The organism is Phenylobacterium sp., from assembly GCF_031984885.1.
Taxonomy (GTDB): domain Bacteria; phylum Pseudomonadota; class Alphaproteobacteria; order Caulobacterales; family Caulobacteraceae; genus Phenylobacterium.
In genome coordinates this window covers 26,782-40,754 of the sequence record NZ_DAMABV010000005.1, presented here as the reverse complement: position 1 = coordinate 40,754, position 13,973 = coordinate 26,782, and the positions used below count along the sequence as shown (strand labels likewise).

At 62.3% G+C, this 13,973-nt stretch carries 7 protein-coding genes and 1 tRNA gene; 3 read left to right on the top strand and 5 right to left on the bottom strand.

The annotated features are described in order from the left end of the window. Positions 1 to 170: 170 nt before the first annotated feature. Positions 171 to 1,640, bottom strand: a complete 1,470-nt coding sequence (locus RTL41_RS09240; protein ID WP_312163578.1) for a HEPN domain-containing protein — start codon at positions 1,638 to 1,640, stop codon at positions 171 to 173. A 220-nt stretch (positions 1,641 to 1,860) separates the two neighbouring features. Here RTL41_RS09240 and RTL41_RS20860 point away from each other — a divergent pair, with 220 nt between their 5' ends. Further along, on the top strand, positions 1,861 to 2,283 hold the full coding sequence (locus RTL41_RS20860; protein WP_409418321.1) for a helix-turn-helix domain-containing protein: 423 nt from the start codon (positions 1,861 to 1,863) through the stop codon (positions 2,281 to 2,283). A 201-nt stretch (positions 2,284 to 2,484) separates the two neighbouring features. On the opposite strand, the gene RTL41_RS09235 is transcribed toward RTL41_RS20860, so the two are convergent. Beyond that, on the bottom strand, positions 2,485 to 3,840 hold the full coding sequence (locus RTL41_RS09235; protein ID WP_312163576.1) for a hypothetical protein: 1,356 nt from the start codon (positions 3,838 to 3,840) through the stop codon (positions 2,485 to 2,487). Beyond that, on the bottom strand, positions 3,840 to 5,444 hold the full coding sequence (locus tag RTL41_RS09230) for an LA2681 family HEPN domain-containing protein (protein WP_312163574.1): 1,605 nt from the start codon (positions 5,442 to 5,444) through the stop codon (positions 3,840 to 3,842). The genes RTL41_RS09235 and RTL41_RS09230 overlap by 1 nt, the downstream gene beginning before the upstream one ends. A 436-nt stretch (positions 5,445 to 5,880) precedes the next feature. Here RTL41_RS09230 and RTL41_RS09225 point away from each other — a divergent pair, with 436 nt between their 5' ends. Next, a complete protein-coding gene (locus RTL41_RS09225) occupies positions 5,881 to 11,061 on the top strand; it encodes a hypothetical protein (RefSeq protein ID WP_312163572.1) in 5,181 nt (1,726 codons plus the stop codon). Between the two features lie 294 nt (positions 11,062 to 11,355). Here the strand turns inward: RTL41_RS09225 and RTL41_RS09220 are convergent, their stop codons facing one another. Together RTL41_RS09220 and RTL41_RS09215 are read right to left on the bottom strand one after the other, a co-directional pair. Continuing rightward, complete coding sequence (locus tag RTL41_RS09220; RefSeq protein ID WP_312163569.1) at positions 11,356 to 12,267, bottom strand: DUF4365 domain-containing protein; 912 nt, start codon at positions 12,265 to 12,267, stop codon at positions 11,356 to 11,358. A gap of 193 nt (positions 12,268 to 12,460) precedes the next feature. Next, positions 12,461 to 12,537: transfer RNA gene (locus tag RTL41_RS09215), tRNA-Arg, on the bottom strand. Between the two features lie 60 nt (positions 12,538 to 12,597). Between RTL41_RS09215 and RTL41_RS09210 the strand changes: the two genes are divergently transcribed. Next, positions 12,598 to 13,902, top strand: a complete 1,305-nt coding sequence (locus tag RTL41_RS09210; RefSeq protein WP_312163567.1) for a dicarboxylate/amino acid:cation symporter — start codon at positions 12,598 to 12,600, stop codon at positions 13,900 to 13,902. Positions 13,903 to 13,973 lie beyond the last annotated feature (71 nt).

The following is a 13,973-nucleotide window of genomic DNA, read 5'->3' as shown; positions in this document are numbered from 1 at the left end:
GGAAGGGACCGACCGAACAAGGGTCTGTGTTTTCGGATGACCTGCCGCTCGTCCCTCCAGTCGAAAAGGTCGCGCTGTTCCCGACGAGCCCGGCGCACGCGCCACGTCTTGGTGTGCGAGAGAAACGGACCAGTAGCCGGTTTCAGTGAGCGGCAGCGGCGCGCTCGCGGCTACGATTCCTGGGCCTTCTCCTCAGCCTGCTTCATTCGATAGTAGGTCATGAAGAGATCGCCCCACGCATGATCCACAAGCGAGGCGACGACGCGTGCTGACGGCTCGTCTTGCTGAGGTGGGTCCTCCTTGAACATCGCCGCGCAGCGCTCGAGAGCCGAGAGTTTCTCGAAGTCAGTGTCCTTGCGCTTGGTTTCGGCCATCCCCTTCAGCGCAACAAGGAGCCCCCCGCTTCCATTGTGGCGTGCCTCAAGAAGGGTCGCCGAGGCTGTGCGTACTGCGGCAATCATCAGTTCGATGGTTAACCCACCGCTCGGTACGAACCGGAACTCCCCCAGCTCATCGACCAAGCGCGCGATCTTACGAAGCCGTTCATCGGGATCGGCACCCTCTTTCACCATCCGACAGATCAGTTCGTAGCGCTCGCTGTTGGCAATGAAGCGGTCTTTGAGCCCCGCCGCGTCTGCTAGATGCGCCCCCACGAGAATGGTATTCACACAGAGCTGAAAGACCTGCCGTCCATAGGTCATGAGGTTGCCGAAGGGATGAGCGGCCGTCCCCTGCTTGGCATCGCCGGCGCCGTAGAACCACCAATCGCTCGCGCGCCCAGAGTGCGCGACGGCCGACCGTTGAGCGTAGAATTGGACCGCCCAGTCTTTGAGGCGATCGGTCCTACCAAGAAGGAGCGAGATCGCGTCCGACAGACGATCTGTCTTCTCAGACGCTGGTAGCTGAAGGAGGGTCTCGAACGCGACCGCGAGGTGGAGCAGAGATTGGCTGCTCTCGCGCTCCATTTCATTGGCGCTGTTGTACCAGTCGAGCGCGGTCAGGATGCGCTCACTGAACGGAGTAGGCTTCTTTACGAGCAGGCGGAGAAGGATTTCCGACGGTTCGCTGACGTAGCTGAGGTCAGCAGCCAAGTCCTGCGCGATATTCAAAGTCATCTGGGGCTTTGGGCCATAGAGCCTTGAGCCCGCCGTCAGCCAAACCGGACTGCGTGTGTTGTAGACCCCCTCATAACCGGGGATGTGGCCCAACTTGTCTGGCTCGGCTCGGAACGGCGGGCCGACGTGCGTCGCACCCTGAATTTCCCGAACGAGGTGGACCGTGACGTTGGCCGGCTGCACCACCATCAGGCTGACGTTCTCAGGAGCGAAAAAGACATCACCGAACGTCGGATGTGGCGAGGAGTACAAGTAGGCCAACACGGTGCGAACCCGTCCAAGATCGAGCACGGTCGGGTCCGGCCGGAGGGAGCCCAGGCCCGGAGTGATCGCATAAGTGGCCTGGTCGATGCGAAGGTCGTCTCGGAAGAAGAGCATCGTGCAGAGCTCCTCGACGGCGGCGCGTTGATCCGCCGGGAGGTCTTCAAGCTCGGTTGTTGACCGGAAGATGTACCGGCCAAGCTGAACCCGTCCGCTTGTTTTCAGGTACGGGAAGATCGCAACGCCGAAAGCGGAGGTGGACATTGATCTTCGCCAGCGCGGCGCGCTCCCCTAGCGTGCACCTGCACGCGACCCCAGGTTAGCGAGCCTGGACGAGAGCGCGCAGGATTCCAACCCTGCGGCCTCAAGCGGTTGGGGGATGCCAGATGAGCAGCGACCTGCGCGCGAGGGTGTCCGATCAGGAGGCCAACTTCATTGAGCGGAAGTCTCAAGGCATCAAGTCTGCGGAAATTCGCGCGACACTCTGCGCCTTCGCCACTCAGCACCCGAAGGGCGAACTGCGATTCTCTACATTGGTGTGGCGAACGACGGCGGCGTCATTGGCTGCGACAGCACGGACGCTCTGCAGAAGCGCGTGATGGAAAGCGCCGACGATTGCTATCCACCGATCAGCTGGTCGAGCGAGGTCCTGAGGCTTGAGGACTGCGACGTCGTGGCGGTGGTGGTCTCGGCCAGCCGGAACCGAACTCACTTTACGGGCGGCGCGAATGAACGGGTCGGGTCTTCAACGCGGAAGGCCTCTGAGGCTCGGTTCAATGAACTCGTCGCTTCCCGAAATTCGAAGACGGCCGCCATTTTTGAGCATGAGGGACCAAGTCATTTCGGTCGTGGGCGTTGGTCACAGGATCGGGTCAACACGGCCGATGAGCGATCGGCACTATCATGAGCAGGCGGAATGCCGAGTGGTGACCTGCGACACTCACCGCGTGCAGCTGATGCAGATCAACAATGGCGCGACCTATAGCGAGGGGCTCGATCGGATCGAAGTCAGCTACGACCACGAGAAGTACCGGCTTAAGCTGATCGTTCGGGGGTCCACCCTAGCCGGCGCTTACCTACCGCATCGTCGCCGACGGTCTCCGCTTGCCTAGGCCCAGGCGTACTTTCGATCCCTGATCCACATCACGGCATCGAGCCCTTCGGCGACCGCATAGGCAGCAGCGATACTAACGGCGTGAAGGTGAAACGCCCGGAGATCTTCGACGATTGGACTGATCTCGGGATCGCCGCGAACGCGGAGCCGCACCTTCGCGACATGAGACAGATCGTTGGCCTTGTCCTGGCCGATTTCCTGCGTGACAGCGAGAATGTAGCGCGCCGGCAATAGCCCATCGTGTTTGGCTTCCCGAGCGCCTTCAATGATAGGAACCACGCGTTCCTGAAAGCAGTCGTTCGCATAGGCATACAGCGAGAGCATTGGATCCTCCGGCCGCTCATTGCCGAACCAGCGTCGCCACCCTTCCAATGTCACAGGCATGCGGACGAACGGTCGCTCTGGCTTTCCATCGGCCCGCGCCTCCTCCTCATGCCGGAGCCACTCCGCGTAGGTCTGTCTGAGTCCGAGTTCGTGAGGCAGTGCGGTCCGGAATCGACGCCACTCTGTCGGCGAGAGGCCGGGGAACGTGAGCGCTATCTTGGGCGATTGTGTCAGCCCCGTGCTGTTTTTCCGCGGTCGCCCGCGCTTGAAGAAGTCTGACTCCCCGCCGATTGGCGGTGCGGGCTTCACGTAGGTCGTGCCGTCGAGTTCGAACTGCGTATCGAGCACGGGATCCTTGGTCGGATCAGGACCGACGTCGCCACGGACGACCTTCGACATGCAGCTCTCGGCAAACCGCTGCCAGGCAGCGCGCAACGAGTCGAAAGCTGGAAAATCATCGAGGCGGATCGGTACGTAGGTCAGCGGCCACAAGAAGAAGCTGTCGAACCCGTCGCTGTGGAAGTAGCAGCCGCCGACGATGACCCCGTCGATGTTGGAGGTGTCATTGCGTGCCCGATGGGCGACGAGTGCAGTCAGCTCCTCGTGGTTGAGGGCTGTGTAGCCGTTGTTGATCACCCACAGCACCGAGAGCGCGGTGTCCGGCCGCTCGGCCCTCGTCTGCTTGAGTTGTTGGCGAGCCGAAGCGACCGCGCTTTTGATCGGGCCCTCTATGGCGCGGTCGTAGCCGCGTTGACCGGCTTCGGAGAGCGCCTTTCGATCGAGGACGACGACCGGCGCCGTGAAGCCCTCATCCCGAAACAGCTTTGCGAGCTTTGACTGCCGTTCCGATTTCTGGAGGCCGTCTTCATCCAGCAATTTGAGCTCGATAGCGGCCCCCCCGAGGATGAAGTCGCCACCGCGCTCGGCTCGTCGATCTGCGTCAGGATGAGCGACCTGGCCGCCGCACGTCTCAACCACCATGCGGATGTCGGCTTCGGTCAGAGGCCGAATTCGGAAGGCCTCCATCAGATTTTCCAGCTGTCTCGCCAGGGGTCGAGCGCCATCGGCATGGTGAGCCCCTCACCGCGCTCCTTGCGCCGGCGCTGCTCCTCACAGTGCATTGCGAGGGAGAGATAGATCAGGGCCGCGCGGACAAGCTTCAGCAGCCGAAGCGTGCGCTCCTCAAGCGATCGCCGGGAAATCCGATAAGCCAACGTGTCGAAGAAGGGGTCCGGCTTGTCGCCCATGGGAACGGGCCCAAGCATCATCTCGTGAACCTTCACGTAGCGATGTTCGAGATGAATGCGCAGCTCATGCAGCGCCTGCGCGTCGGGGTCGGTGACGACCTTCTGGTGCTCGTCGAAGAGATCCTTGCTGAGCCAAAACAGCCCCCGGAGAGGCCAGTTCTCAGACTGCCGAAACGTCTCGCGTATTGGGTGAATCGGGTCGCCATTCTTCTCCCGCCATATCGATCGAAAGGAGACGCCGGTCGGCCTGATGCCTAGCGTGAGATAGTGGTTCAGGAAGAAGGCGATCTTGTCGAAGAGCGAGTAAGCGTACTTGTAGGCGCTCTTCATGCGCTCGACGGCAAGGCCATATGCCGGATAGTCGAGCGTGTTGTAGAGCAGCACATCTCGATCCGAGAAGTGTGGGCTGTGAGCGGTGACGCCGAGATAGAATTCCCACCTCGCCGAGACGAACTCCTGCTTCATCTGGTTGAAGAAGCCCGTCACCACAGGCGGCTCATCGAACGACGTAATGAAATCCGGCAGGGTTAGGACGTCTCGTGCGGCGATGGTGTGGTCGCCGAGATCGTTGAGCGGGTTGAGGAATAGGCGCTCTCGAAGGCACCAGGTCCGATAGGAGCGCTCGCTGCCTGAGCGGCCGAGAGAATGGTCGTCAAGTTTGAGGCGCTCCTCGATGGTCTTGAGATCAGCACCACCTTCGATGTGGCGTTTATGCGCCTCGAAGTAAGGCAGAATTGCTGGATCACCCCAAGAGAGCGTCTCGGGATCGGGGTTCGACGCAGCGTCCAGGTCCCAATGCGCGAAGAGCAGGAATGCCGCTTGGTGTCCTGGATCGTGAACCGCCAGTCCGTAGTGCTTGAGGGCGACGCCGCGGTTGCCACGCGCCATCCAGAAATTGGGAACCAGTGAAAGGGCTCTGCCCCAGGCTTCCAGCGCCTCGACTGGTCGACCGGCGGTGCTCAGCTGCCCCGCGAGATTGGTGAGGATCTGGCACTTCCTGCCAAGCTGAACCTTCGAGAAGCCAGGGCTGTTGAGCGCAGTCCGCAGACAGAGGATTTGCTGCTCGGCCTCAGGTTGCTCCCACGACCACCTGACTGCGTCGCCGCCGGCTTGGTGCTTCAGTCGTTCAAGGTTCGCCCAGGCGTTGGCCCGAAAATAGTTGAGGATCGAGATGACGCGATCGCCCGGCGACTTCGCCTCAATCACATCCGCCCAGGCGAGCGCCTTCTTCAAGCCGGGCTCGTTTGCGTCGTCGCCCGCGCGGTCGACGAGCTGTGCGATCCAGTCGAGAGCCGGACCAATCTCGAGATCATCGAGGGTCTCGCGCGCGGCCAGCTCAGCGAGCGTGAGCAATTCCCCGGGCGTGGCTTCACCATCGTCCATCACTCGGTCTCCACAAGGGAGTAGCTCGTGCTTCGTCCGCCAGCAGCGTCCTCCTGGAGGATTCCGCGCTTGCTGGGATCGTCGATGTCGCGAGAAGCCATGTCCTGCGAGGTTTTCGTGATCAGCGCCCACTTTGAGGATGTGAGCTTGCCCTCGAAGCCGTTCAGCAATCGATTGAGCATTTCGCGCTAAAGCAAGCCGGTAATGACAAGCGCCGTGAGTATGTCTGCCGAGAGGCGGAGGCCGAAGGCCGCGCTTGGCTCAGTTCGCGGGTCCATTGGCTGCCTCTGGGCTCGTGCGCCGACCGGTTATGGATCGATCTGCTCGATCATAGGGGAGCGCACATGCAAGAACAATAAGTGAACGCAAGCCAATCTGTGGCGGCGATTCATTCCTCCCCATAACATGGAGCGTTGATGGAATCGGCGAGGAAAGATTGAGCGGTTCGAGCCCTGCTTCGACGGGTCCCAGTGGCGCTCGCTTCGAGGGCCAGGTCGGCGCTCACTACCTCCTCACGATGCTGTCTCACGCGGAGCCGCGCGGTCTCCCGGGCACGTCTATCGATCTGATCGCGTTCCAACGCGGTGACGATGGTTTCCCGCTGGATGACGTCATCATCCACGCCCACGAAAATACGAGCGGCAAAGCCGCGTCGCTCCAGATCCAAGTCAAGCGGACGATCTCGTTTTCCCCTGGCGACGCCATCTTCAAGAAGGTCGTCGGGCAGATCGCCAAGGCGATCGCGGAGCCAGACTTTTGGAGCGGCCGCAACGAGCTGGCGATTGCGACGGCCGCGACGTCTCGAAAGATCGATGGTGCCTACCAGGATGTGCTGCGCTGGGCGCGACAGCTCGGTTCATCGAAGACCTTCTTCGAGCGCCTCAATCGCCCCGGAACCGGCAATGACGACATGCGCACGTTCGTCGAAACGCTGCGCGAGCACCTGCGCGAAGCAGGTGCGGCGAATAAAGACGATGCGGTCTGGAGGGTGCTCGCGCGGCTCCAGATTTTGATCTTCGACTACACCGCAATCGGCTCAGCCGCAGAAGAACTGTCACGAGAACGGGCCGTCCGCGTCTTGCCGCCCGAAGGTGCCGGTGGTGCGGCATCCCTTTGGAGCGCCCTGACAGACCTCGCCGAGGAGATTGGAGCGGACGGCGGAGATCGTGACCGCGCCCGCCTGCTCACCGACATTCAGAACAAATCCATTCGGCTAGCAAGCGACCGCCGGTTGACAGATGTCCGGGCCGCGGTCGCTGAGGCCTCGGTGCAAGCGCTTGCGGATATGGTCGACCAGATCGGTGGAACGGTCATCGCCCGAACCGCGAGGGTCGAAGCGGTCAACGAAGCCCTCGATCAAGGACGCTATCTCGAAGTTCGAGGCGATGCCGGCGTCGGCAAGTCCGGAGTCCTGAAGCACTTCGCCAACCTTTTCTCGACGGAAGGGCGGATCGTCGTCCTTAGCCCCGGGCGAACGCAGCCGCGAGGCTGGACGACCATGCGCGGCGTCCTGGGTTTCAACGGAACTGCGCGTGACCTTCTAGGCGATCTCGCCTCCGATGGCGGAGCGGCGCTGTTCATCGACAACCTCGACTCCTTCAGCGACGACGAGCGGAGAACCGTCAACGACCTTCTACGTGCGGCGTCCGACGTACCCAGCGTCGTCGTGATCGCCACGGCACGCCGCAATTTCGGCGTTGATGAACCGAGCTGGTTGGACGCCAACGCGATCGCCACCCTTGGTTCATCACCGGCAGTCGTGATCGATGAGTTGAACGATGCTGAGGTCACTGAGCTCAGCGAGTCCGAGCCCCACCTGGCGCGCCTTCTGGCGGACGGCCATCCCGCACGCGAAGTGGTCCGCAACCTCTACCGATTGTCGCGTCTAGCAACACAACCGGGATCGGCACCACCGCCTACGACTGAACTGGACATGGCCGCTCAGTGGTGGAGTTCGGCGGATGGCGAACACGACGCAGGACACCGGGAACGTGCGCGCCTTCTTCGGACGCTCGCCGAAATGGCGCTTGGCGGTGATTTTGTGCTCGACGTCAAAGGCGAGCCACCAGCGCCAATAGACGCACTCGTGCGGAGCGAAACGCTTCGCGACCTTGGCACCGATAGGGTCACCTTCCGCCACGATGTTCTGCGGCAATGGGCGATTGGCAGTCTACTCGCTGCGGACGACGGAAGCTTTGGCAAGCTACCGTTGGACAAGCCTGCATCGGCGATTCTGGCCCGAGGCGTAGAGCTGGCCGCTCGCTTCGCACTGGCACGTGAATCGAATGGGGATCGTTGGGCAGCGATCCTGGACCGCCTCTCCCAGCCGGGAGTTCATGGATCGTGGCGACGCGCGGCGCTCCTCGCTATCGTCCACTCGGAGACCGCGAGCGCTTTGCTCGATCGGGAAACGGCGCGCCTCCTGGCGAACGAAGCTGTGCTGCTTCGCGAGCTGATCCGGACCACGATGGCCGTGGACGCGGAGCCAGCTTCGCAGCTCCTCGTGCAGCTTGGCGTCGACCCCGCCCAAATCCCTCCCGGCATGTTCGTTCCGACCGGTGCGGCTTGGGTTCACCTTCTTGTTTGGCTTCTGAAGCTGGGTGCAGGAACTCCCGCTCAGGCGCTGAGCGACGTGGTGGAGCTCTACACAAACTGGATGCTGGGCACCTTTGGTCACGGCCCTCTCACGTCGAACCTCTTGGCCTGGCTGCATGCATGGTTGGTCGAACTCGAAGAAGAGGAAGGAACGCCGGGCACGCCCCCTCGAACCTATGCAGGTCATTTCGGCTATCGCGAGGAGCGCGGGCTCGCTGAAAAGCTGCGAACGGGCTTCCTGATGTTCGCGAACAAGCGGCCCGACCTTGCGGCCGACTACGTGAACCGAGTTCGAGCCTACAAGCACGATCGCGGGGTGATTTCCGGCATCATGAAGTTCCGGGGCACGCTTGCTCAAGCCGCACCGAAGGAACTAGCGGCGCTAGTGGCTGAGAACTTGATCGCCGAGGGGAAAGACGAGCAGGACCCGTACCGTCGGCGGGAACGCGACGAACCCTTTCAGAATCTCGATCACGATTTCCTCCCGGCTGCGCCTGCCCAAGGGCCCTTCCTCGAGCTGCTCACGCACGCGCCGGACGAAGGTCTTGGGCTGGTCCGAAAGCTTGTCGACCACGCCATTCAGTTTCGGACGCGCGGCCGGAATCCCGGCGAAGATGGATTCCGCGTCGCGCTCGATGAGGGCGATCGGTTCTTCCCCTGGACCCGCAGCTACCGATGGTCGCGCGGGCAAAGCAACGACTATGCGGTTGCTTCGGGCCTCATGGCGCTTGAGGCATGGGCTCACAAGCGCATCGAGAACGGCGACGATTTCGATGCTGTTCTGAAGGATGTGCTCGGACCACCAGGCTCGTGCGCAGCGTACCTGCTCGTCGCAGTTGATCTGGTTATCTCGCATTGGCCGGCGTCGCGTGCTGCGGCAGTCCCGTTCGTGGCGTGCCCGGAACTGCTCAGCACGGACCGCACGCGCCAGGGTCAGGATCAAATCGAGCTCCCGGATCTATTCGGACTGAGGGCGCTGGAGAAGGAACCCGTGGGCGGCGCTACCCGCGAAAGCCTGAAGCAGCGCGTGTCGCGCCGGGTCCCACTGGAGAATCTGCTCGGGTCATACTCGTGTTACGGCCCGGAAGAGTTGCGCTCAAAGATCGAGCGGCTGTTGCAGGGCGCCTCTCAGCGGCTGGGAGGGCAGGACGCAAGTTCGAACTTTGCTGATCCGAAGTTCATGGCTCGGCACGCGCTCAATCTCGTAAACCCGGCGAATTGGCCCGAGGTAGAGGCCGAGCGCGTCGACGGGACAAAAGTTATGGCGCGCCAGTACGTTCCGCCTGAGGAAGAGGCCAAGCACCTCCTCGCGCTCAACGCCGCCGCCGCCTCAAAGTTCGCGTCCGCGAACATTCGCGCAGCGCTCCTCGCGGCAATTGATGACCCCTCGCGATCATCGGCGGATATCGCCGCGCAAGGCGTTGCATGGGCTCGTGAAGAGCTGGCTCGTCCAAAGAGCGAGAGAAGTACCGCGGACGGCGAAGACAATGACGATGACGATCGTGACAGTGAGGAGGATTTCGTAAGCGGCGAAGGCATCAGAGCCGCGGCATTGGTAGCGGTTCGCGATGGTGATGATGATCTTCGGCGCGAGCATGGGGCTTGGGCTGAGGAAGTGTTTTCCGAGGCCCTCAAGGCCGCTGACGATGTTGCGCATCGGGTGCGCGGCGGCCTCAAGTTCAACCCCGTAGCTACGGCATTTGCGGGTTTCGCCGAGCTCTATCGGCGCGAGCCCACGCCCGCTCGACTTCGAATCCTTCTCGAAGTTGCGGCGCGCGAGAGCCCGGCCGGCGCACACGGCTTTGCGGCTTCGGTCGCGAGCCTTGCTGAAGTCGATGAGCGAATTCCGAAGGCGATTGTCCGTTGCGGGTTCGCTGCTTGCGTGAGGCCAATCCGCCAGTGGGAGGTGAGCGAGGAGGAGGCCGCACGGCGTGCTGCGCTTTATGCCGAGAGAACCGTTGCCGCAGTCGAAGCCGAGCTCGTCTGGCTCAATGGATTGGGATCGGAGCCAGACTGGCCGGACTTCGAGCCCGAGGGCGCGCGCCCAAGACGACGTCGCCGGCGTGGAATCCGAGTTGGCGAGCCAACGCCGCAGGCCCAACCCGAGGAGCGAACCGCAGAGCCCGAGACCTATGTCGATGAACAGGCAGCCGCGCTTTGGATCGGCTCGCTTCGGGCAATCGTCGATGTGGTCGACCGGCCCTGGCTGCGCGACCTTGTGCGGGCCTACGCCGAATTCTCGGCAAAGCTCAATGGCCTTGGACTCGGTACCGAGGAAGAGTTGTCCCGAAGCCCAGGCGAGTGGAACGGAACCTACTACGCCCTGCTAGCCCGCACCCTCGTTGGCCTCTCTGAGGCTGAGATGGATGAGCTTGCCGTGGGGCGGATCACCGCACTGCCGGATCAGTCGTTCTTCGATGTCACACCGCAGTTCCTGCGCGCAATCGACGTTATCTACTTCAATGATCATCTGCTGGAGGCCGAGGCACCGGCGATCCGCAGAAAATTCATCGAACGCCTCATCGCGTCCCTCGGCTGGCGGCGCCTAGTAGGCGAACGGTCAAGCTCGATCGAGATGCACATCGGCCCCGCTATCGGCGCGATCTTCTTCAACGATTACGTCCTGCGGCAAACCTCTACCTACCTCACGCCGAAGGCGATGGAGCGTGTCGGTCCGTTCCTGCCCGAGCTTACGGATCTGTTGGCTCGTGGTCCCAGCTACTTCGTTGCTTTGGTCACCATGGACTTACTGGAGGTCGCTCCCAGCGCTTCCCTCTTGCCGCTTCTCATTGCAGCCGCTGAGGCCTGGGTCGCGAGCTATGTCGACTACACAGCCTTTTGGGTTGAGCACGGTATCGGTCGCAGGCTTTGCGCGTGGGTGGACCAAGTTCGTCAATCTGCTCCTGAGGCACTGGTGGCCGATAAACCCGAACGCCAAGTGATCGACGGTGTCCTCGCCGTACTTGTGCGCCTCGGTGTCGCCGAGGCGCGAATGCTCGAAGGTGCGCTAGCAGGTTCCTAGTCCGGCTGCTGCGGACGGCCGGGCTCAAGCGCCCGTCGAAGACAGGCAATCATCATGACGCTCACCGCATGCGTCGTTCAACTTCGTTTGAAAGTCGCCTTTGCGCAAGCAGATCAAGGTCTCCTATTGGCGCAACGCGGGCTGAGCTCTTGGTGATCGGGTTGCTCCAAATCCGCGCATTGCGTACATTGATGGGGAGGCGAGGCGTATCTAGAGCTGCCCCCGGTCAGGCTTTGGTCAGGCTAAGCGGCCCGGCGTAAAATCCGTGGTTTTTTGGGCGGAGTACGGCTCGTCTCAGACCCCCATGAGGTTCCGTTTGCGGCGCGGCTCGTACAGGGTGTGAAGGCTGTAGTTCCAAGAGCCTGGCTGTCCCCGGCGGCGAAACACTGCTCGCACAATCGCTGACTGGCGATGAGGGAAGAGCACGGTAACCGTCGCTGCTACCAGCTCAGGAAGGCCTCTCCGTGAAGGCCTTACGACCAGGAGAGAATTCTCGGAAACATTCTGGACGATGTGAGCGAGAGTTCCGACAAGTGTCCAAGACTGGCTTTTGGCGAGACGTTCCCGTCCCCTCCGATTCATGTGTCGCCAGCCCTCCCTTGTGAAGTGCACTGCGGCGTTGGAGCCCGCAAAATGCAGCGACAGTGTATTCAATCTTACGTATTCTTGCCGCGCCGCAGCGACAGGTGCTGATTTCGACGTTAGGTATTTGAAGTCGTCCGCTGTGGTCTTGATCTGCCGCAACAGGAGGTCGCCATGTAGTGTACCGCAGAGATCGGCAATGCGGTTCTTCGCTGATGCGTCGAACTTGTTTGCAGCTGGCACAAACACCTGAGATCCGACGACTGAGCCGCCGTCCCGGACATCAGTCCAATACGCGGCGAGTGACTCAGGGTCGACTTTTACCAGGATGGCGGCGCCCACGACGCGGCGCCAACGAGCGGCGTTTTTAGCCAACTTCTCTGTGCCGATTGGTAGCGCGAAAATACCATCCTTTGGCTGCTCGGAACGACATTTCACCTGGACGTGGATGATCTGCCCCGTGGGAACTCCGCCACGTTCTATGAAGATAAGGCCGTCGACACCATCATCGTTGACGGCATCCAACGGCTGCCAGCGACTCTTCCATTCCTGAAGCACGATGCGTTCGACAGCGTTGACCCCTAACTGCCCCTGCCGCTGCTTAGAAAGCCCTGTAACTGGCACGTTGAGACCCCCGTTTCGGTGCGCATCAGCGTAGCTTCAGCGCGGGCATCTTAAATGTCCGGAATACGGATGGAGGCCAAGGTCCGTTCGTGGCGCCGAGCAGTCACTATGCCGAGTCTAAGGTCCCGCTTCCGATATATCGGACAGTCTTAAGTGGGGATTGGGCCAGCGTTAGGTTGGCGCGATATATCGCTGGCGGCCCGGGAGGGACTCGAACCCCCGACCTTCGCTTTAGGAAAGCGCTGCTCTATCCTGCTGAGCTACCGGGCCGACCGGTGGGGGTGATAGCGCAACGCTGTTCCGGTGGGAATGGCTGCGATAGAGGGGCGTATGGGGTTCTTCAAAGTGTTTCGCCTGCTCTACGTGCAGGTTCTCGTGGCGATCGCGCTCGGCATCGCCGTGGGGGCGGTCTGGCCCGAGTTCGGGGTGTCGCTGAAACCGCTGGGCGACGGGTTCATCAAGCTGATCAAGATGGCCGTCGCGCCGGTCATCTTCTGCACCATCGTCGCGGGCATCGCGCGGATGGGCGACATCAAGGCGTTCGGCCGGCTGGGCGCCAAGACCCTGATCTATTTCGAGGTCATCTCGACCCTGGCCCTGGCCATCGGCCTGATCGTCGGCAACCTGGTCAAGCCGGGCCGCGGCTTCAACATCGACCCGGCCACGCTCGATCCCAGCATCGCCGAGGGCTATGTCGAGAAGGCCAAGCACGGCGAGAGCCTGCCGGACTACATCCTCAGCCTGATCCCCGACGCCTTCTTCGGCGCCTTCGCCGACGGTGCGCTGCTGCAGGTGCTGGTCATCGCCATCCTGACCGGCTTCGCCTGCTCGCGGCTGGGGGCGTTCGGCGACAAGGTCGCCGGGGTGCTGGAGGACGTCTCCAAGGTGTTCTTCTCGATCATCCAGGTGATCGTGAAGCTGGCGCCGATCGGGGCCTTCGGGGCCATGGGCTTCACGATCGGCAAGTACGGCCTGGCCGCGCTGGTCAAGCTCGGCGCGCTGGTGCTGACCTTCTACACGACCTCGATCCTGTTCGTTGTGATCGTGCTGGGGCTGGTCGCGCTGGCGGCGGGCTTCTCGATCTTCAAGTTCCTCGCCTACATCCGCGAGGAGCTGCTGATCGTCCTGGGCACGTCCTCGTCGGAATCGGTGCTGCCCCAGATGATGGACAAGATGCAGCGCCTGGGCGCAGGCAAGACCACGACCGGCCTGGTCATCCCCACCGGCTATTCGTTCAATCTCGACGGCACCAACATCTACATGACCCTGGCCACGCTGTTCCTCGCCCAGGCCACCAACATCGACCTGACCCTGACCCAGGAGCTGACCCTGCTGGCGGTGGCCATGCTGACCTCGAAGGGGGCGAGCGGCGTGACCGGGGCCGGCTTCATCACCCTGGCGGCGACCCTGGCGGTGGCGCCGCAGATCCCGATCGCCTCGCTGGCCATCCTGGTCGGGGTCGACAGGTTCATGAGCGAGTGCCGCGCCCTGACCAACCTGGTCGGCAACGGCGTGGCCACCATCGTCATCGCCCGCTGGGAGGGCGACCTCGATCGCGAGAAGCTGGCCGCGGAGCTGGAGCGCGGCCCCAACCACGTCGCCGAGCCCAGGATCGTGACCGCCGACGCCGACTAGGCGGGCGAAGGTTCCCAGGTCTCAACCCGCGATTGACTTGCCGGGCCGGCGATGATCGGGCAGGGTTTCCC

Bases quoted from the DNA above. Each gene is read 5' to 3' on its own strand.
- RTL41_RS09210 (WP_312163567.1), top strand. From the start codon at position 12,598: ATGGGGTTCTTCAAAGTGTTTCGCCTGCTCTACGTGCAGGTTCTCGTG.
- RTL41_RS09230 (WP_312163574.1), bottom strand. From the start codon at position 5,444: ATGGACGATGGTGAAGCCACGCCCGGGGAATTGCTCACGCTCGCTGAG.
- RTL41_RS09235 (WP_312163576.1), bottom strand. From the start codon at position 3,840: ATGGAGGCCTTCCGAATTCGGCCTCTGACCGAAGCCGACATCCGCATG.
- RTL41_RS09240 (WP_312163578.1), bottom strand. From the start codon at position 1,640: ATGTCCACCTCCGCTTTCGGCGTTGCGATCTTCCCGTACCTGAAAACA.